General features: G+C 75.1%; 17 protein-coding genes. 9 read left to right on the top strand and 8 right to left on the bottom strand.

Annotated elements, in window-relative coordinates; all coding sequences use genetic code 11:
* The first annotated feature begins 63 nt into the window (after positions 1-63).
* From IQ279_RS17270 to IQ279_RS17260, 3 genes are all read left to right on the top strand, one after another.
* Entirely contained in the window at positions 64-597 is a 534-nt protein-coding gene (locus IQ279_RS17270) for a flavin reductase family protein (protein WP_206349450.1), read from the top strand.
* A 177-nt stretch (positions 598-774) separates the two neighbouring features.
* Positions 775-1560, top strand: coding sequence for an electron transfer flavoprotein subunit beta/FixA family protein (locus tag IQ279_RS17265; protein ID WP_206349449.1), 786 nt, complete (start codon positions 775-777; stop codon positions 1558-1560).
* 66 nt (positions 1561-1626) lie between these two features.
* Positions 1627-2589 carry an electron transfer flavoprotein subunit alpha/FixB family protein gene (locus IQ279_RS17260; protein ID WP_206349448.1) on the top strand — a complete coding sequence of 321 codons (963 nt, stop codon included), beginning with the start codon at positions 1627-1629 and terminating at the stop codon, positions 2587-2589.
* A gap of 83 nt (positions 2590-2672) precedes the next feature.
* Here IQ279_RS17260 and IQ279_RS17255 read toward each other — a convergent pair whose 3' ends face one another.
* Positions 2673-3671, bottom strand: coding sequence for a LacI family DNA-binding transcriptional regulator (locus tag IQ279_RS17255; protein ID WP_206349533.1), 999 nt, complete (start codon positions 3669-3671; stop codon positions 2673-2675).
* Between the two features lie 196 nt (positions 3672-3867).
* Between IQ279_RS17255 and IQ279_RS17250 the strand changes: the two genes are divergently transcribed.
* Both IQ279_RS17250 and IQ279_RS17245 read left to right on the top strand, forming a co-directional pair.
* Complete coding sequence (locus IQ279_RS17250) at positions 3868-4809, top strand: ROK family protein (protein ID WP_206349447.1); 942 nt, start codon at positions 3868-3870, stop codon at positions 4807-4809.
* A 132-nt stretch (positions 4810-4941) separates the two neighbouring features.
* The gene (locus tag IQ279_RS17245) at positions 4942-6024 is read left to right on the top strand and encodes an NUDIX domain-containing protein (protein WP_206349446.1); all 1083 of its coding nucleotides are present in this window, start codon (positions 4942-4944) and stop codon (positions 6022-6024) included.
* Between the two features lie 46 nt (positions 6025-6070).
* On the opposite strand, the gene IQ279_RS17240 is transcribed toward IQ279_RS17245, so the two are convergent.
* Positions 6071-7435 carry a dipeptidase gene (locus IQ279_RS17240; RefSeq protein WP_206349445.1) on the bottom strand — a complete coding sequence of 455 codons (1365 nt, stop codon included), beginning with the start codon at positions 7433-7435 and terminating at the stop codon, positions 6071-6073.
* A 358-nt stretch (positions 7436-7793) separates the two neighbouring features.
* On the opposite strand from IQ279_RS17240, the gene IQ279_RS17235 reads away from it, so the two are divergent.
* The gene (locus tag IQ279_RS17235) at positions 7794-8960 is read left to right on the top strand and encodes a geranylgeranyl reductase family protein (RefSeq protein WP_372445170.1); all 1167 of its coding nucleotides are present in this window, start codon (positions 7794-7796) and stop codon (positions 8958-8960) included.
* 37 nt (positions 8961-8997) lie between these two features.
* On the opposite strand, the gene IQ279_RS17230 is transcribed toward IQ279_RS17235, so the two are convergent.
* A complete protein-coding gene (locus tag IQ279_RS17230) occupies positions 8998-9489 on the bottom strand; it encodes a nitroreductase family deazaflavin-dependent oxidoreductase (RefSeq protein ID WP_206349443.1) in 492 nt (163 codons plus the stop codon).
* A 172-nt stretch (positions 9490-9661) separates the two neighbouring features.
* Here IQ279_RS17230 and IQ279_RS17225 point away from each other — a divergent pair, with 172 nt between their 5' ends.
* Positions 9662-10387, top strand: coding sequence for a TetR/AcrR family transcriptional regulator (locus IQ279_RS17225; protein WP_206349442.1), 726 nt, complete (start codon positions 9662-9664; stop codon positions 10385-10387).
* Positions 10388-10585: 198 nt separating this feature from the next.
* On the opposite strand, the gene IQ279_RS17220 is transcribed toward IQ279_RS17225, so the two are convergent.
* Positions 10586-11374 carry an AfsR/SARP family transcriptional regulator gene (locus tag IQ279_RS17220; protein WP_206349441.1) on the bottom strand — a complete coding sequence of 263 codons (789 nt, stop codon included), beginning with the start codon at positions 11372-11374 and terminating at the stop codon, positions 10586-10588.
* A 419-nt stretch (positions 11375-11793) separates the two neighbouring features.
* Here IQ279_RS17220 and IQ279_RS17215 point away from each other — a divergent pair, with 419 nt between their 5' ends.
* Complete coding sequence (locus IQ279_RS17215; protein ID WP_206349440.1) at positions 11794-13026, top strand: ROK family protein; 1233 nt, start codon at positions 11794-11796, stop codon at positions 13024-13026.
* A gap of 28 nt (positions 13027-13054) precedes the next feature.
* On the opposite strand, the gene IQ279_RS17210 is transcribed toward IQ279_RS17215, so the two are convergent.
* From IQ279_RS17210 to IQ279_RS17195, 4 genes are all read right to left on the bottom strand, one after another.
* Positions 13055-13504, bottom strand: coding sequence for an ATP-binding protein (locus IQ279_RS17210; protein ID WP_206349439.1), 450 nt, complete (start codon positions 13502-13504; stop codon positions 13055-13057).
* A gap of 185 nt (positions 13505-13689) precedes the next feature.
* Positions 13690-14049: a hypothetical protein gene (locus IQ279_RS17205; RefSeq protein ID WP_206349438.1), complete on the bottom strand. Its 360-nt coding sequence runs from the start codon at positions 14047-14049 to the stop codon at positions 13690-13692.
* 209 nt (positions 14050-14258) lie between these two features.
* Positions 14259-14729, bottom strand: a complete 471-nt coding sequence (locus tag IQ279_RS17200) for an SRPBCC family protein (RefSeq protein ID WP_206349437.1) — start codon at positions 14727-14729, stop codon at positions 14259-14261.
* Complete coding sequence (locus tag IQ279_RS17195) at positions 14726-15604, bottom strand: DeoR/GlpR family DNA-binding transcription regulator (RefSeq protein ID WP_206349532.1); 879 nt, start codon at positions 15602-15604, stop codon at positions 14726-14728. Before IQ279_RS17195 ends, IQ279_RS17200 begins: the two co-directional genes overlap by 4 nt.
* A 245-nt stretch (positions 15605-15849) precedes the next feature.
* On the opposite strand from IQ279_RS17195, the gene IQ279_RS17190 reads away from it, so the two are divergent.
* Positions 15850-18327: a hypothetical protein gene (locus IQ279_RS17190; protein ID WP_206349436.1), complete on the top strand. Its 2478-nt coding sequence runs from the start codon at positions 15850-15852 to the stop codon at positions 18325-18327.
* Positions 18328-18339: the final 12 nt, after the last annotated feature.

Genomic DNA, 18339 nt, shown 5'->3' with positions numbered 1-18339 from the left:
GGCGAACTTGACGCGGGCCGCCCGCGGTGGACAGCCTGGCCTGCCGTGAGCAGGGGATCTCATATGAGCGCACCGAACGGCACCCAGCAGGCACCGGAGACGGCCGAAGCCGGCTCCGCGCTGCTGCGCGCCGTCTTCCGGCGGCACGCCGCCGGGGTCGCCGTGATCACCGCCCACGGGCACGGCCGTCCCGCCGGGTTCACCGCGACATCGCTGGCCTCCGTCGCCGCCGAACCGCCGCTGGTCTCCTTCAACATCGCCACGGCCTCCTCGGTGTGGCCGGTGGTCGCCGGGGCGGAGCACGTGGGGGTGCACATACTGGGCGAGCACCAGAGCGAGCTGGCCGCCACCTTCGCCCGCCCGGGAGCGGACCGCTTCGCGCCGCCCACCCGCTGGCGCCGGGGGCCGTACGGGGTGCCGGTGCTGGAGGGCGTGCTCGCCTGGACGGTGGGCACGGTGGTGGCCCGGGTGCCGACCGGCGATCACCGGGTGGTCCTGGCGGAGCTGGTGGCCGGGGACTCCTCCGGCGCGGGCCGCCCGCTGCTGTACCACGCGGGGCGTTACAACGCGCTGGGAGAGGGCACTGTGCCCTCCTGAGCCGTTGGAAAGGTCACAGTTCACCGGCCTTGCCTCCGGGTAAGGGCCTGGGTGTACTGACGAGTAATATCCTGGATGGAGAGCCGGCCCCACCGGACCGGATTCCGCCCGATCAGGCGCCTATGCTGCCTGTGAGACAAGGCAGCCAGTAATGACGACGCATGTAGGAGAGCCGGCGTGAGCTTGAGGATCGTTGTCTGTGTGAAGTACGTGCCCGACGCCACCGGCGACCGGCACTTCGCCGATGACCTGACCGTCGATCGCGAGGACGTGGACGGTCTGCTGTCGGAGCTCGACGAGTACGCCGTCGAGCAGGCCCTGCAGATCGCCGAGAATGCCGACGACGCCGAGGTCACCGTGCTGACCGTGGGCCCCGAGGACGCCAAGGACGCGCTGCGCAAGGCGCTGTCCATGGGCGCCGACAAGGCCGTGCACGTGGAGGACGACGACCTGCACGGCACCGACGCGATCGGCACCTCCCTGGTGCTGGCCAAGGCCGTCGAGAAGACCGGCTACGACCTGGTCGTCTGCGGCATGGCCTCCACCGACGGCACCATGGGCGTGCTGCCCGCGCTGCTGTCCGAGCGCCTGGGCGTGCCGCAGGCCACCCTGCTGTCCGAGATCTCCGTGGAGGACGGCAAGGTCACCGGCCGCCGCGACGGCGACGCCGCCACCGAGCAGCTTCAGGCCGCGCTTCCGGCCGTCGTGTCCGTGACCGACCAGTCCGGCGAGGCGCGCTATCCCTCCTTCAAGGGCATCATGGCCGCCAAGAAGAAGCCGGTTCAGTCCCTGGACCTGGACGACCTGGACATCGACGCCGACGAGGTCGGCCTCGAGGGCTCCTGGACCAAGGTCGACGACGCCGCCGAGCGCCCGGCCCGCACCGCGGGCACGATCGTCAAGGACGAGGGCGAGGGCGCCAAGCAGCTCGCCGAATTCCTCGCGGGCCAGAAGTTCATCTGAGCCCGAAGGCCCGTCGCACCCCTCACTCCTTTCCGCCCTCGCAATCCTCGCAGGAGAGCAACTCCCATGGCTGAAGTCCTTGTCTACGTCGACCACGTGGACGGCGCCGTCCGCAAGCCCACCCTCGAACTGCTGACCCTGGCCCGACGCATCGGCGACCCGGTCGCCGTGCACCTGGGCGCCGGCGCCGACAGCGCCGCCGCCACGCTGGCCGAGTACGGCGCGGTGAAGGTGCTCGCCGCGGACGCCCCCGAGTTCGCCGACTACCTGGTCGTGCCGAAGGTGGACGCGCTCCAGGCCGCCTACGAGGCCGTCTCCCCGGCCGCCGTGCTGGTCCCCTCCTCCGCGGAGGGCAAGGAGATCGCGGCCCGCCTGGCACTGCGCATCGGCTCGGGTGTCATCACCGACGCCGTCGACCTGGAGGCCGGTGACTCCGGCCCGGTGGCGACCCAGTCGGTCTTCGCCGCGGCCTTCACCACCAAGTCCCGCGTCACCAAGGGCACCCCGGTCATCACCGTCAAGCCCAACTCCGCCGCCCCCGAGGCCGCCCCGGCCGCGGGCACGGTCGAGCAGATGTCGGTGACCTTCGGTGAGAAGTCCACCGGCACCAAGGTCGTCTCCCGCACCCCGCGCGAGTCGACCGGCCGCCCGGAGCTGACCGAGGCCGCGATCGTGGTCTCCGGCGGCCGCGGCGTCAACGGGGCCGAGAACTTCTCGGTCGTCGAGAACCTCGCCGACTCCCTCGGCGCGGCCGTCGGCGCCTCGCGCGCCGCGGTGGACGCGGGCTGGTACCCGCACACCCACCAGGTCGGCCAGACCGGCAAGTCCGTCTCGCCGCAGCTGTACATCGCGGCGGGCATCTCCGGCGCCATCCAGCACCGGGCCGGCATGCAGACCTCGAAGACCATCGTGGCCGTCAACAAGGACGAGGAGGCCCCGATCTTCGACCTGGTCGACTACGGCGTGGTCGGCGACCTCTTCGAGGTCCTCCCCAAGCTCACCGAGGAGATCAAGGCCCGCAAGGGCTGACACCCTCCGCGGAGGGCGTACGACAGCGGCCGGGGCCGCGCCCGTACCGGCTCCGGCGCCCGCCGGGCGCTTCCCGGGCGTGCTCAGGAGTGCGGGGGCACCTCTCCCGAACCGCGCGGGATCAGCCGGGTGGGCAGCACCACGCGCCGCGGCTCCTCGCCCGAGCCCTCCAGCCGGCGGAACAGCAACTCGCCGGCTCTGCGGCCCAGCAGTGCGGGTTCCTGTGCGACGACGGTGACCGGCGGGGTCAGCAGATCGGCCAGTTCGAAGTCGTCGAAACCCACCAGCGCCACGCGCCGCTCCAGGCCCGCCAGCACCCGCACCACGGTGACGGTCACCCGGTTGTTGCCCGTCAGCAGCGCGGTGACCGGCCCCGCGGCCGAACCCCGTCCCACCAGCATGCGCTCGGCGTCGGCCCGTACGCGCCCGGGGCCGGTGGGGCCGAGCGCGACCCACGAGCCGTCCACCGCGAGCCCCGCCTCCGCCATCGCGGCCCGGTAGCCGCGCAGCCGCTCGGCGGCGGTGTGGATGCGCGGCAGGTCGCCGATGAAACCGATCCTGCGGTGACCGTGGGCGATGAGATGGGCGACGCCCTCGCGCGCGCCCGTGAAACTGTCGGAGAGCACCGCGTCGGCCTCGATGCGGGCGGCGGGGCGGTCCACGAAGACGGTGGCGACCCCGGCGGAGATCTCCGGCTCCAGGTAGCGGTGGTCGTCGCCGGCCGGGATGATCACCAGTCCGTCCACGCGCCGGGCGCACAGGGCCAGTGCCAGCTCCCTCTCGCGCTCGCCGTCCTCGGCGCTGGAGCCGTTGATCAGCAGCGCTCCGTGCGCCCGGGCGACCTCCTCGACGGCGCGGCTGAGAGGGGCGTAGAAGGGGTCGGCGAGGTCCTCCAGGACCAGTCCGACGCTCGCGGTACGGCCTTTGCGCAGGATGCGGGCGCTGTCGTTGCGGCGGAAGCCGAGGGCGGTGATGGCCTCCCGCACCCGGCGCTCGGTGTCGGGGGTGACACCGGGCTCGCCGTTGACGACCCGGGAGACGGTCTTGAGGCCGACCCCGGCGCGGGCGGCCACGTCCTTCATCGTCGGCCGCAGCCCGTAGCGGCGCCGGGAGCTGCGGGCGGGTCGGGCGGTGTCGGCCACTTGAGGTCTCGTCCTGTCGTCGGCGGTCGGTGACACGGGTGCCGTACGGCACGTCCCCGTGCGTCGGTGGCCTCAGAGCATAGAGCCGGCCGATGGAGTGGACAACGTTGTCAGAGATAGGTGAGACTCTCCGCCCATGGATCAGGATCTTCTCGCCGCCCTCGACATCGGCGGAACCAAGATCGCAGGCGCGCTGGTGGACGGCGGCGGACGGCTGCTGCGGCGGACCCGGCGGCCCACCCCGGCGCGGGAGCCGGGCGACGGCGTGATGCGGACGGTGGCCGAGGTGCTCGGCGAACTGAGGGCGGCGCCCCAGTGGCCGCGTGTGGCGGCCCTGGGGATCGGCAGTGCCGGGCCGGTGGACGCCCGGCGGGGCACGGTGAGCCCGGTCAACATCCCCGGCTGGCGGGACTACCCGCTGGTGGAGGGGGTGCGCGCGGTCGTCGGGGGGATGCCCGTGACACTGGTGGGAGACGGAGTGGCGATCACCGCCGCCGAGCGCTGGCAGGGCGCGGCGCGCGGCCGGGACAACGCCCTGTGCATGGTCGTCTCCACCGGGGTGGGCGGCGGGCTGGTTCTGGACGGCAGGCTCCACCCCGGACCGACCGGCAACGCCGGCCACATCGGCCACATCAGCGTGGACCTCGACGGCGACCCCTGCCCGTGCGGGGCGCGCGGCTGTGTGGAGGGCCTGGCCAGCGGACCCAACATCGCCCGCAGGGCCCTGGCCGGCGGCTGGCGGCCCGGACCGGACGGCGACACCAGCGCCCGCGGGGTGGCCGCCGCCGCGCGGGCCGGGGACCCGGTGGCCGTGGCCTCCTTCGAACGCGCCGCACGGGCCCTGGCGGCCGGGATCGCGGCGACCGCGACACTGACCGAGATCGATATCGCGGTGGTCGGGGGAGGAGTGGCCCAGTCCGGCGAGGTGCTGTTCGCCCCGCTGCGCCGGGCGCTGCGGGAGTACGCCGCGCTCTCCTTCGTCCGGGGGCTGGAGGTCGTCCCCGCCGGTACGGGCACCGGGGCCGGCCTCGTCGGGGCCGCGGCGGCCTGCCGGGAGGCGCTGGGCCGGCCCGTGTGAGGGGTCCGGCCCGGTGGGGCGGGCGTGCGGGGCAGAACGCGTGGGACGGCGCGTGGGGCGGGGCGCGGGGGCGCGTTTCCAGGCCGGGGTGGAGCGGGCAGTGAACCGGGGACGACGGAAATGGGGGGAACCGTGATCGTCTGGTTGAACGGCGCCTTCGGCGCGGGCAAGACCACGACGGCCCGTGAGCTGGTCGAGTTGCTTCCGGACAGCCACCTCTTCGACCCCGGCCTGATCGGCGCGGGGCTGCGCGCGCTCCTGCCGCGCAAACGCCTGGACGAGGTGCCGGACTACCAGGACCTGCCCGCCTGGCGGCGGTTGGTGGTGGACACGGCCGCCGCCGTCCACGGTGAGGTGGGCGGCACCCTGGTGGTGCCGATGACGCTGCTGCGGCAGGAGTACCGCGACGAGGTCTTCGGCGGACTGGCGGCCCGCCGCGTTCCTGTGCGTCATGTGCTCCTGGACGTGGAGGAAACGATCCTCCGCGAGCGGGCCGCCCGGCGTGGGGAGGCCGGGGAAACAGCCGGGGACGACGGGAGCGGCGAGGGCCGCGCCTTCGACGCCCCGGACACCGCGGCGGACGGCCGGTGCCCGGAGCCGGTCCGGCACCCGGCGGTCCGCCACCGGGTGCCGGACTGGCTCCGGGCCGACGCGCACACCGTCGACGCCACCTTCCTCACCCCCCGGCAGACCGCCGAGAAGGTGGCGGAGGCGGTACGTGCCGGGGAAGGCGCCTGCGACATCGTGCAGACCCCGGAACCGACCGCGGAGACCGTGGCGGCCGGGGTCCTCCTCTTCGACGAGGCGGACCGGGTGCTGCTGGTCGACCCGACCTACAAGCCCGGCTGGGAGTTCCCCGGCGGCGTGGTCGAACCCGGTGAACCGCCCGCCCGTGCCGGGCTGCGCGAGGTGGCCGAGGAACTGGGGCTGCGCCTGGACACCGCGCTGCGGCTGCTCGTCGTCGACTGGGAGCCGCCCCGCCCGCCCGGCTACGGCGGTCTGCGGCTGCTGTTCGACGGAGGCCGGCTGACCACCGCGGCCGCCCGAGACCTGCTGCTGCCCGGTTCGGAACTGCGCGGCTGGCGCTTCGCCACCGAGCGGGAGGCCGCCCGGATGCTGCCCCCGGTGCGGATGGAGCGGCTGCGCTGGGCGCTGCGGGCGCGCGAGCGGGGCGTCACGCTCAACCTGGAGGCGGGTACACCGGTCGGCGCGTGACGGCCGGGACCCGCGCGGGGCCCGGCCGCCCGGCGCCTGCGGCCGGTCAGCCGAGCGCGGCCTCGGCGTACTTGCGCAGGAACAGGGCCTCGGTCACCGACAGCCGCCGCAGCTCGTCCGGGGAGACGCTCTCGTTGACCGCGTGGATCTGCGCCTCCGGCTCGCTCAGGCCGATCAGCAGGATCTCCGCCTTGGGGTAGAGCCTGCCCAGGGTGTTGCACAGCGGGATCGAGCCGCCCATGCCGGCGGTGGCCATCTCGGCGCCGTCGTAAGCCTCGCGCATCGCCTCGGCCATCGCGGTGTACGCCGGGCTGGTGGTGTCCGCGCTGAACGGCTGGCCCTGGCCCACCTGTTCCACCGCCAGCCGCGCGCCCCAGGGGATGTGGGACTCCAGGTGGGCGGTGAGCAGCCCGGTGGCCTCGGCGGCGTCCGTGCCCGGGGGAACCCGCAGGCTGATCAGCGCCTGGGCGCTCGCCTGCACCGACGGGGTGGCGCCGACCACGGGCGGGCAGTCGATGCCCAGCACGGTGACGGCGGGGCGGGCCCAGATGCGGTCGGCGACGGTGCCCGAGCCGATCAGCTCCACCCCGTCGAGCACCCTGGCGTCCCCGCGGAAGTCCTCCTCCGGATACTGCAGGCCCTCCCAGGAGGCGTCACAGGACAGTCCGTCGACGGTCGTCGAGCCGTCCTCGGCGCGCAGCGAGTCCAGCATCCGGATGAGGGCCGCGAGCGCGTCCGGGGCGGCGCCGCCGAACTGCCCGGAGTGCAGATTGCCCTCCAGGGTGTCCACCCGGACCTTCAGCATGGTCATCCCGCGCAGCGTCGCGGTGACGGTCGGCAGCCCGGCGCGGAAGTTCCCGGAGTCCCCGATGACGATGGCGTCGGCGGTCAGCAGTTCCGGGTGCGCCTCGGCGTAGAGCTCCAGGCCGCCCATGCCCATCTCCTCGGAGCCCTCGGCGATGACCTTGACGTTCACCGGCACCCCGCCGTCGGCCTTCAGGGCGCGCAGTGCGAGCAGGTGCATGATGAAGCCGCCCTTGCAGTCGGCGGCGCCGCGCCCGTACCAGCGCCCGTCGCGCTCGGTCAGCGTGAACGGCGGGGAGAGCCAGGCGTCCTCGTCCAGCGGCGGCTGCACGTCGTAGTGGGCGTACAGCAGCACGGTGGGGGCGCCGGCCGGGCCGGGCAGGAAACCGTAGACCGACTGCGTGCCGTCCGGGGTGTCCAGCAGCGCCACGTCGGTGAAGCCCTCGGCGCGCAGCGCGTCCGCCACCCACCGGGCCGCCCCCGCGCACTCCTCGGGCGGGAACTGGGCAGGGTCGGCGACCGATTTGAAGGCCACCAGCTCGCCGAGCTCGGTACGGGCCCGGGGCATCAGCGAGGCTACGGTGGCTGCCAATGCGTCGTGCGCCATGGGGAACGCTCCTTCGTGGTGCTGCGTTGTGCGCCTGTGGGCGGGATCACCGTACGTACAGGCGGATGTGTGGTGCCGATGATCCCACAGGGGGTCCGGGGGACGCGGCGCCCAGTGCCGCGTCCGCCGGGGTCTGCCCGGTGGCGAGGCTCCCCTCCCCGGCATCCCGGCCTCCGGCCGGGGAGTGCATGCCTGGGGCACCACCAGGCCGGAGGCCGGGGGAGGCGGCGAGCGGGGTGAACCCTGGCGGACGCGGCACTAGGATGCGGCGATAACCGGAAGCGGCCGAGCGGGAGCGGTAACACACGTGAGCAGGGAAAGCGCCGAGGGCGCCGAGGGCACGGACCGGCAGGATTCGGTGTGGGACGTGGTGGTGGTGGGGGCGGGCCCGGCCGGAGCCTCCGCGGCGTACGCAGCGGCCGTCACCGGGCGCCGGGTCCTGCTCCTGGAGAAGGCGGAACTCCCCCGTTACAAGACCTGCGGCGGAGGCATCATCGGGCCCTCCAGGGACGCCCTGCCACCTGGCTTCGAACTGCCCCTGCGCGACCGGGTGTACGCGGTGACCTTCTCGCTGGACGGCAGGTTCGCCCGTACCCGGCGCTCCCGGAACATGCTGTTCGGGCTGGTCAACCGGCCCGAGTTCGACCACGCTCTGGTGGAGTCCGCGCAGAAGGCCGGCGCGGAGCTGTGGACGGGAGTCGCCGTCGCCCGCGTCGAGCAGCACGGCCCCGCCGTCCCCGACCGGCGTACCGTGGCCGTGGTCCTCGCGGACGGCCGTACCGTCCTGGCCCGAGCCGTGGTCGGCGCGGACGGCAGCGCCAGCCGGATAGGGGCCCATGTCGGAGTGAAGGTCGACCAGGTGGACCTCGGACTGGAGGCCGAGATCCCGGTGCCGCCGTCGGTGGCCGAGGACTGGGCGGGCCGCGTCCTCATCGACTGGGGCCCGCTGCCCGGTAGTTACGGATGGGTGTTCCCCAAGGGCGACACGCTCACGGTGGGGGTGATCTCCGCCCGCGGCGAGGGCGCGGCGACCAAGCGCTATCTGGAGGACTTCATCGCCCGCCTCGGGCTCGCCGGCTTCGAGCCCGCGATCTCCTCGGGTCACCTCACCCGCTGCCGCTCGGCGGACTCCCCGCTGACCCGTGGCCGGGTCCTGGTGTGCGGCGACGCGGCCGGGCTGCTGGAGCCCTGGACACGAGAGGGCATCTCCTTCGCCCTGCGCTCCGGGCGGCTGGCGGGGGAGTGGGCGGTGCGGGTCGCCGAGGCGCACGACGCGGTGGACGCCCGCCGCCAGGCCCTCAACTACGCCTTCGCCGTCAAGTCGGGGCTGGGCGTGGAGATGGGCGTGGGCAGCCGGATGCACGCCGTCTTCGCCCGCCGTCCGAAGCTGCTGCACGCGGTACTCACCGGCTTCCGCCCGGCGTGGAACGCCTTCACGAGGATCACCCGGGGGACGACCACCCTCGGGGAGCTCGTCCGCACCCACCCCCTGGCCCAGCGGGCCCTGGAGCGGATGGACCGCTGAGTGCCGAGCGCCGCTTCCCGGCATTCCGGTCACCGGTTCATCCCTCCGGGGTGATCCGGAAGACGGGGTGCCGGTCGGCCACGGCCAGCAGCTCCCCGTCGCTCGAGGCCGGCCCGACGCCGTCGAAGAAGGCGCCGACCTCCCACTTCCACTTTCTCAGGTAGGCCCGCAGCACGGCCGGCTTCTCCTCGTCCGGCAGCTCCACGGCCGTGAACCGGTCCACGCGCCGGCCGATGCGCAGCTCCCCGCCGCCGGCCGCGCGCAGATTGCGCACCCACTGGGTGTGCCCGCGCGGCGCGACGAGGTACCGGGCGCCTTCGAACTCCAGAGGGTTGACGGGAGTGGTGCGCCATTCGCCGCTCTTGCGCCCCCGCACCGCCAGGGTCCGGGATCCGGCGGGGCCGACGCCCCGCCGGATCAGCCAGGCCACCAGCCTGTTGATCACATGGTCGGTGAGCACGCCGGTCTTCCTGTAGTGCGGCGCGGTGCGGGGTGCCGGCTGTGATCCGCTGTGCGGCTGTGCGGTCATGCTCCGCCTCCTGGTGAGAGCTCCGGATCGTGCGGGGCGACAAGGGCGGGAGAAGCGTTCCAATGTGAGATCGGTGCTCTCTCCTTGGAGCAGTGTCACACGACGTCCGCATCCACGCAAGAGCGCTGCTCTCTCTTCCGTGCGGTGCTTCCGGAGCTGGCAGACTGACCCCATGAACGCGATCCGAGGAGCCAGGGAACGGGCCCGCGCCGAGATCACCGCCGCCATCAAGGAAGAGGCGCGCAGACAGCTCGCCGAGGAGGGTGCCGCCCGGCTCTCGCTGCGCGCGGTCGCCCGCGAACTGGGCATGGTCTCCTCCGCGCTCTACCGGTACTTCCCCAGCCGCGACGACCTGCTGACCGCGCTGATCATCGATGCCTACGACGCCATCGGCTCCACCGCCGAACGCGCCCTGGCCGCCGCGGACCGCGACGCGCCGGTCGCCCGCTGGCGGGCGGTCTGCCGGGCCGTACGGCAGTGGGCCCTGGCCCGTCCCCACGAGTACGCGCTGATCTACGGCTCGCCCGTGCCCGGCTACTCGGCGCCCCGGAGCACCGTCGCCCCCGCCTCGCGCGTCGGCCTCGCCCTGATCGTCGTCGTCCGCGACGCCCGGGCGGCCGGAGCCCTGGGCGAACCCGCCGACGGCGCGTGCGCGCCGGCCGTCCCCGGGCCCGTCACCGAGGACGCCGACCGGCTCACTGAGCTGCTCGGCCTCGACCTGCCCGCCCCCGTGACCGCGAGGCTCATCGCGGCCTGGGCCCAGCTGTTCGGCCTGATCGGCTTCGAGGTGTTCGGCCAGTTCAACCAACTGGTCAACGCCCGCGAGGAGTTCTTCGATCACGCCGTCACCCGGCTCGCCGCCGCCGTCGGACTGACCGGCTCCGAGGGAGGCTCCTAGCGTCCTGCGCCGGCCGAAAGCCCGGGCAGGACAGACCGCACGCGGTTTCCGGGCCACCCTGCGATCCGCGCGGGCCCGGGGGCACCTCCGGCGAAGCCGGGGACCTCGCCACCGGGCGGACCCCGGCCGACACGGCCCCGGCCGCGGGCGGCCGGGGCTCCCGCTCCCTCTCTTTCCCGGCAGCGGGCCGTGCCGGGCTCAGGACGCCAGCGCCGACTCCGGCAGCAGCGAGGGGTCCTGGCGCACGATCCGCGCGTGCAGCTCACGCAGGGCGGGGCCGGGCTCTGCCCTGCGCTCCTCCATGAGCCGGCACCGGGCCTCCTCGTAGGCCGCCAGCGCCTCCGCGGGACGGCCGCAGCGGTACAGCGCCAGCATCGAGAGCCCGACCAGCCGCTCGCGCAGCGGATGCCGGGCCACCTGCCGCGCCAGCTCGTGGACGCACTCGCGGTACCGGCCCAGCTCCAGGTCGCCCTCCAGCCGGGTCTCCAGCACCATCAGCCGCTTCTCCGCCCAGCGGCGCCGCTCACCGTCGAGATAGGGGCCGGCCAGCCCTTCGGCGAACTCGCCGCGCCACAGCTCCTCCGCCTGTCTCGCCAGCGCGCCCGCCCGGCGCAGGTCGCCCGACTCGCGCGCGGACAGCGCTTCGCGCAGCAGTGTCCGCCGTTCCGCCAGATCGTCGATCCCGGCGTTCTCCAGCCGGTAGCCGCTGCCGGTCCACACCAGTTCCGGGGACGAGCCGCCCCCGCCTGCCGCGGCGAAGGCCCGGCGCAGGCCGGAGACGTACTTCTGGGCCAGGTTCCGTACGTGCGACGGGGGTTCGCAGCCCCAGACCGCGCTCACCAGCGCCTCGTACGACATCGGCCGCCCCTCCTGCAGCAGCAGGACGGCGAGCACCGCCTGCTGCCGGGGCGGCCCCAGTGGCACCTCGTCTCCCCCGCGCAAGGCGCGCAGCGGACCGAGCAGTTCGAATCGCAGACCCTCAGCCATGTGCCCTCCCTCACCGCCCCAATGAGCCTACGTCCTGGACGGCGTTCCAGTGGATCTTCCCGCGAAGGCCGGTGTTCCATGCCACCCCGCCGGGCGGTGGAGACGGTGTGCCGCGGGCGGGCGGGGCGCGCCCCGCCCCCGGCGGTGACCGCTCCCGTACGGCTGCCGGAGCCGCGGCGCGAGGCGGTGCGGGGCCGCGCGGGACAGCACCGGGTAAGGGAGCCAAGACCCCGGGCGGCCACGCGTTCGCCGGCGGAGACGGGGCCCGCGGGGCGGACCCCGTCTCCGCCGCGCACAGGACGCGGGGGAGGGTGGAACACACCCGGCTGGAGGCAGTGTGCCAGGGTGTGCTCCGGTCCGTCTCCGGCGGTCGGACCACCCGGCTTTGTTCGCCATGGATACAAAGCCAGAATGGGACGGTGACCCCGACGCGTACTGCAAAGCTGGAGAGAGGCCGCGGCGCCCTCGGCCCGGCGCTGGAACTCGTGCACACCGGACGCGCGCCCACCCGCGCCGCGCTCACCGCGGAGCTCGGTGTGACCCGGGCGACCGCCGGAGCCGTGGCCGCGGAACTGGAGGCGCTCGGACTGATCACCGTCGACTCCCGGCCGGCCGTCGCCGCCGGCTCCCAGGGCCGTCCCTCCCACCGGCTGTCGGTCGATCCCGAGGGCCCGGTGGTCCTGGCGGCCCAGGTGCACGCGGACGGGTTCCGCGCCGCTCTCGTCGGGCTCGGCGGCCGGATCGTCGCCACCGTGCCCGGCGCCGTGACCGTGGAGGCCGATCCGGCTCAGGTCCTCACCGAGGTCGTCGGCGCCGGGGCCGGGTTGCTGCGCGAGACCGGGCGGCGATGTCTGGGCGCAGGCCTGGCGGTGCCCTCCGCCGTCGCCGAGCCGGAGGGCACCGCCCTCAACCCGCTGCACCTGGCCTGGTCCCCGGGGGCGCCGGTGCGGGAGATCTTCACCCGCTGCCTGGCCGGGGCCGGTGTCACCGGGCCGTCCGCCGACGCGCCGGCGACCGGTTTCGCCGCCAACGACGTCAACCTCATGGCTCTGGCCGAGCACCGCCACGGCGCGGGCCGCGGTGCCCGGGACCTGCTGTGCGTGGCCACCGGGCACCGCGGAGTCGGCGGCGCGCTCGTCCTCGACGGCCGCCTGCACACCGGCAGTTCGGGACTGGCCCTGGAGGTCGGCCATCTGACCGTCGACCCGGACGGCAGGCCCTGCCACTGCGGCGGGCGCGGCTGCCTGGACGTGGAGACCGACCCGCTGGCCTTCCTGGAAGCCGCCGGCCGGGAGCCCGGTCCGGAGACCGGCCTGCTCAAGCGCGCCCTGGAGCTGCTGCGCACCGAGTACGCCACCGACCCGGCCGTACGCGACGCCGCACACCTGCTCGTCGACCGGCTCGGCCTGGGCCTGGCGGGTCTGGTCAACATCCTCGACCCGGACCGGATCATCCTCGGCGGGCTGCACCGCGCGCTGCTGGAGGCGGACGCCGAGCGGCTGCGGACCGTCATCGCCGAGCGCAGTCTGTGGGGGCGCAGCGGCAAGGTGCCGGTACTCGCCTGCGAACTGGACTACAGCGGCCTGGTGGGCGCCGCCGAACTGGCCTGGCAGCCGGTCCTGGACGACCCCATGACGGTGGCGCGGGGCTGATCCGCGTCTTCCGGGGCCCCGGCGCCCGTCAGGCGTGCTGCAGGGGTTCGGGCCGGGCCGGGCGGTCCGGTGGGAGAGCCGCCCCCGGGGCCGGTGCGGCCGGTGCCGGTACGGGCAGGGTGATCCGGGCGGCCTCGCCGCCGGCGGCGAGGCCGCCCGGCGCCGGCCGCGGTCCGCCCGCCGGGAGTGCCCCCACGGTGTGGGCGGGGGAGAGCCGCGGGGGGTGGTCGCGCACGGAGATCGTCAGCCGGTCCAGCAGCAGCGCGATCTCCACGGTGCAGCGCTCGTCCGCGCCGGCCTGTCGGCGGGCTCCCGCCAGCAGTTCGGCGACGCCGTCGGCCGCCGGGCCGACGAGGGGGTCCAGCTTCCAGTAACGCAGCAGGGCCGACACGATGCGGCGGATCTGACCGGCCCGGGAGGGAAGGGCCTGGAACTCCACCGTCCGCTGCCGGCCGGACGTGCTGGGGTGACTGATCACGACTGCGGCTCCCTGGGAGAGTCGGGGTGTCCGGACGACGGAGGAGAGAGCGTCAGACGCACTGACTGCCGCTACGGCACAGACTTCAGCGTGATTCAGATGGGCAAAAGGTGCAAATCAGTCACTCTTTCCGAGTGGGTGCGCCCCGCGAGCGCACCCGGGCCCGGCCTGCGGGCCCGGGTGCCTCAGCCGTCGGCCGGGGCCGGGCGCCGCTCCGCCGCGATCTTTGCGGTACCGGGCCTCCCCGGCGCCCTGCTCGACCGGGCGCGGGCACCGCGCAGCGCGGCCACCAGGCCGTCGCTCGTCTGCCCCTTCAGGCGCAGCGCGTACCAGGTGCCGTTGACGGCCGCCAGGGCCCGTCCGCGCGCGGCGTACCACGGCTCGCTCACGCGGACCTGCTCGACCGGCGCGCTGTCGATCTCCCGGCCGTAACTGGTCATCAGCACCATCCGCCCGTCGCGGACGACGATCTGCCCGGCCCGGGTGAGGGACCGCAGCCACCGCGCTATCCGCACCCCGGTGGCACTGAACTCGGGCTCCGCCACAGCGCAACGCCTCCCACCTTCGTCACCGCCGGCCCGCCGCCACGGCCGGGCCGTCACCGGCGCCACCCCCACCGGGTGCTGCCCTGTCCGTCCTGTCCTGCCCTGTCATGAAGTCTGCACCCGCCGGGTCCGACGCGCCAGGGTGCGCGTAACGCACTACGCGCACTGCGGTACGCGCGACGCGCCCCGCGAGCGCTGCGCGGCAAGCGCTACGCGCGGCCGGCCTGCCGGTTCAGCCCGCGCACCGCGCCGCGGAAGGAGCGCCCGAGAGCCGGTCCCGCAAGCCGCAGCGCGGCGCGGAGGACGGCAGTGCCGTCGGCCGCCATCGTGTACCGGACCCGGGTGCCCGAGCCCTCCGGTGCCAGCAGCCACTCCTCCAGCATCGCCCGCACGCCGGGTACATTGGCCGCGTCGACGCGGTAGGCGTAGCGCCCGGCGGGCTCCGCGGCCACGACCGTCTCCAGGAAGCGGCCGCCGCCGCGCAACGCGATCCTCCGGCCGAGACCGTCCGCGGTCGGCCGGGCACCGGTCACCGCCTTGAACCACCGCGGCCAGCCCTCGGTGTCGGCCAGCACGGCGTAGACGGCCTCCGGCGGCGCGGCGGCCCACGCGGTGAACACCAGCCGCACGGGGGCGGTGCGGGCGAAGCCGACGCCGACCCGCTCCAGTTCGCGTGTCATGGGCGCTCCTTTCGAAGGTCCCCCCCGTGGCGCCCGTCCCACTCGCCGGGCTCCCCGTCCGCCACCACCAGATCCAGCTCCGGCAGCGCCTCGCGGATCTCCGCACGCGTCCGCTCCGGCATGCCGCCGTCGGTCACCAGTGTGTCCACCTCCGCCAGGGAGGCGAACGAACTCAGTCCCACCGTCCCCCACTTGGTGTGGTCGGCGACGACCACCACCCGCCGCGCGGAACGCACCAGACGGCGGTTGGTCTCCGCCTCGGCCAGATTGGGCGTGGACAGCCCGGCCTCGGCGGATATGCCGTGCACGCCGAGGAAGAGCACGTCGAAGTGGAGCGAGCCGATCGCCGCGTCCGCCACCGGTCCCACCAGGGAGTCCGAAGGGGTGCGCATCCCGCCGGTGAGCACCACCGTCGCCGCACCCGGGCGGCCGCCCCGCGAGGCGTCCGCGCGCTGCGCGGTGTGGAAGACGTCCGCGACCCGCAGCGAGTTGGTCACCACCGTCAGGTCCGGCACGTCCAGCAGGCACCGGGCCAGCGCGTACGTCGTCGTGCCCCCGGAGAGCGCGATCGCGCCGCCCGGGGCCGCCATCCCCGCGGCGGCCCGCGCGATGTCCTCCTTGGCGTGCTGCTCCAGCGACGACTTCGCCTCGAAACCCGGCTCGTGCGTGCTCGCCCCCGACACCGGCACCGCCCCGCCGTGCACCTTCTCCAGCACGCCCTGCCGCGCCAGCGCGTCCAGATCGCGGCGCACGGTCATGTCCGAGACGTTGAGCCTGCGGGTCAGCTCGTTGACCCGCGCCCCGCCGCGGCGCCTGACCTCCTCCAGGATGAGCGCGCGCCGCTGCTCCGCCAGGAGGTTCTGGTTGTCGCCCACCTGCTGGTCCGTCCCTTCTCGTCCACCGGCGGCCGCGCACGTGATCGCCCGCGCGGCCGTGTGCGCGGATACGGGCATCTGTTCGGTCCCATCCTTCCACGCGGCCGCGGCGCGTCCCGAAGCACGATCGTGACGCCCGGGCGGGCCGGTCGGGCTGCGCGCGGAGCCCTGCAACCGCCATCCTGGATGCCGCCGCGGGGTACTCCCGCGGGAAACGGGGACACACCGGATCGGGGGAGCGCAGCATGCCCGAGAACCGGCCGGCACCGCCGGCGGGACAGCGTGGCGACCAGGGGGAACCGGCGCTGGAACTCCTGGTGCACGGAGTCGGCGGCACCACGCCGCAGGAGATGCTCGGCGACCCGCGAACGGTGCGGATCACCGGCGACGACACCGCCGGCATCCACCGCCGCACCGACGACGCGGACGCCGAGAGCCGCTTCGGGGAGTACGGGTACTCCGGCGGCATGACCGCGGACCGGTCGGCCGACCCCCGCACCGGGCCGTCGGCCGACCGCGCCCGGCAGCGGCCGATCCCCGAGGCGTACTGCTGGTCCAACCTCACCTCCGGCAACGGCGCCCGCGCCCTGTGGCTGCTCCTGCTGCCGTTCATGATCGCCAACCTCGCCCACTGGATGCGACCGGCCGCTCCCGCCGGCCACCGCGGCCAGCGGGTCTACGACGTCCTGGTGCGGCTGCTGGCGCTCTCCCTGACCGTGCTGCTCACCGCCGCGGCCTGCGAGGTCGCGCTCGACCTGGCGGCCTGGCAGTGCGCCGCCTCCGAGCGCTGCGCGCGCGGCAAGTCCTGGCTGGGGCCGCTGACCGAGGGCTGGTGGGCGGCGCCCGGGCGCCGCCTGGTCCTGGCCGCGCTGGTGCCCGCCGCGCTGACCGCCCTGCTGTGGTGGCTGTCGCACCGCACCTGGAGCGCCTACGAGTCCGCCTCGCCGCCCCCGCGCCCGCCGGGCCCGGCCCGGCCGCTGCCCGGCGGGGAGAGGCCCGCGCTCTCCCTGCCGGGCTTCTGGTACGGCCGCCGCCTGGTCTCCCGGCTGCGCGCCGCCCACACCGCGGCCGGGCTGCTCACCGTCGCCACCGCCCTGCTGGCCGCGGCCGCCGCCCACGACCTGCGCCCCGGCGGCGGCACGGCGCCGGAGGTCTCAGGACGCGCGCTGGCCGCCGTCCTCGCGGCGGGCTGGGCGGCGACCGTGCTGGTCGCGGTCCGCAAGGGCCGAACCGAGTCCGAGCCGGACGAGCGGATCGACCGGTGGGCCTCGAGGGCCCTGCCGGGCGCCGCGCTGGGCGCGCTGGCGCTGACCGCCGTGTACGCCGCCTGGCCGCGCCCCGGCTGGACCTCCTCCGCCCAACTGCCGGGCACCGGCGTGTTCGCCTGGCTCGCCCTCCTCCAGGGCGCGCTGGCCGCCGCCATCGCCGTCACCGCCTACGTCCTGCACCGGGCCTCGCCCCCGGGCTCGTGCGCCGGACGGTGCGCCATGGGCGGGCTGGGCGGCGCCGCGGTCGCCTTACTGGCCTGCGCGCTCGGCGGAGTGCTCACCGGAGGGGTGGCCCAGCGCGTGGCGGACTGGCTGGACAAGGGCGGCACCCCCGGCGTGGCCGGCGGCGCCATAGCGGGGCCGCCGGTGCTGCTGAGCTGGCAGGCGGCGGCGATCCCCGTCCTGCTGCTGGTCGTTGTGGTCTTCCTGCTGGGCGCCGCGGTACGGGCGGGGCGGACGCGCAGACGGCTCACACCCCGGATCGTCGACTCCTACGAGGGTGAGCCCCGCGAACTGGAGTCCCGCAGCCGCCGGATCGCCCGCGTCGTGGCCTGGGCGCGGCTGACCGACTTAGCGCCGGCCCTGATCGCCTCCGTCACCGTCGCCACCGTGCTGCTGGGCGCCGGCGCCCTGGCGGGCGCGGCCCGCACCGGCCTGCCCCCGGGGCCGGCCGCGGCCGCCTGGCCCGGCCCGCTGCCCGCCCTGGCGCAGGCCGTCCAGGGACTCGGCTCCTGGCTGATGGGCGCCATGGTGGTGCTGCTGGTGGCGATGGGCCGCCGCGCCTACCGGGACGCCGCCGCCCGCCGCACCGTCGGCATCCTGTGGGACGTGGGCACCTTCTGGCCGCGTGCCGCCCACCCCTTCGCACCGCCCTGCTACGCCGAGCGCGCGGTACCGGACCTCACCTGGCGGATGTGCACCTGGACCGCGCGCACCGGCGGCCGGCTGGTGATCTCCGGGCACTCCCAGGGCAGCGTGCTGGCCGCCGCCGCCGTCTGGCAGCTCGACCCCGACACCCGCGGCCGGGTCGCCCTGCTCACCTACGGCTCCCCGCTGGAGCGGCTCTACGGGCGCTGGTTCCCGGCCTGCTTCGGCCCCGCCCCGATGCGCGCGCTCGGCGAGGAGGTGGACTGCTGGCGGAACCTGTGGCGCCTGACCGATCCGATCGGCGGTCCGGTGATGCCGGGGGAGGACGGCGGACAGGAGGTGGACCGCGGCCCGCTCAGGGATCCGCTGCACTACGGCCGCACCCCCGAGCACCCGCTGCCCGCGCCGATCCTGGGCCACGGCGACTACCAGGCCGACCCCGCCTTCGACACCGAGCGCGCGGCCCTGCTGGACCGCCTGGACCGGCTGGCCGAGGGAGGCGAGCCGTCCTGCGTGCCGGCCCAGGCCGAACGGCGGCCCGAACAGGGGCCCGAGCGGCGCGCCGGAGCCGGTCCGGCGGCGTCCTAGCCGTACAGGCCC

The organism is Streptomyces verrucosisporus (assembly GCF_017114865.1).
Lineage (GTDB): Bacteria > Actinomycetota > Actinomycetes > Streptomycetales > Streptomycetaceae > Streptomyces > Streptomyces fenghuangensis.
The sequence above is the reverse complement of the archived record's forward strand: the minus strand, read 5'-3'. Positions and strand labels throughout refer to the sequence as shown.

What these genes read in the sequence shown, in the direction of transcription:
- IQ279_RS17270 (WP_206349450.1), top strand. Translation starts at nt 64, where the DNA reads ATGAGCGCACCGAACGGCACCCAGCAGGCACCGGAGACGGCCGAAGCC.
- IQ279_RS17240 (WP_206349445.1), bottom strand. Translation starts at nt 7,435, where the DNA reads ATGGCGCACGACGCATTGGCAGCCACCGTAGCCTCGCTGATGCCCCGG.
- IQ279_RS17255 (WP_206349533.1), bottom strand. Translation starts at nt 3,671, where the DNA reads ATGAAGGACGTGGCCGCCCGCGCCGGGGTCGGCCTCAAGACCGTCTCC.
- IQ279_RS17230 (WP_206349443.1), bottom strand. Translation starts at nt 9,489, where the DNA reads ATGACCGCACAGCCGCACAGCGGATCACAGCCGGCACCCCGCACCGCG.
- IQ279_RS17200 (WP_206349437.1), bottom strand. Translation starts at nt 14,729, where the DNA reads ATGACACGCGAACTGGAGCGGGTCGGCGTCGGCTTCGCCCGCACCGCC.
- IQ279_RS17260 (WP_206349448.1), top strand. Translation starts at nt 1,627, where the DNA reads ATGGCTGAAGTCCTTGTCTACGTCGACCACGTGGACGGCGCCGTCCGC.
- IQ279_RS17250 (WP_206349447.1), top strand. Translation starts at nt 3,868, where the DNA reads ATGGATCAGGATCTTCTCGCCGCCCTCGACATCGGCGGAACCAAGATC.
- IQ279_RS17225 (WP_206349442.1), top strand. Translation starts at nt 9,662, where the DNA reads ATGAACGCGATCCGAGGAGCCAGGGAACGGGCCCGCGCCGAGATCACC.
- IQ279_RS17190 (WP_206349436.1), top strand. Translation starts at nt 15,850, where the DNA reads ATGCCCGAGAACCGGCCGGCACCGCCGGCGGGACAGCGTGGCGACCAG.
- IQ279_RS17220 (WP_206349441.1), bottom strand. Translation starts at nt 11,374, where the DNA reads ATGGCTGAGGGTCTGCGATTCGAACTGCTCGGTCCGCTGCGCGCCTTG.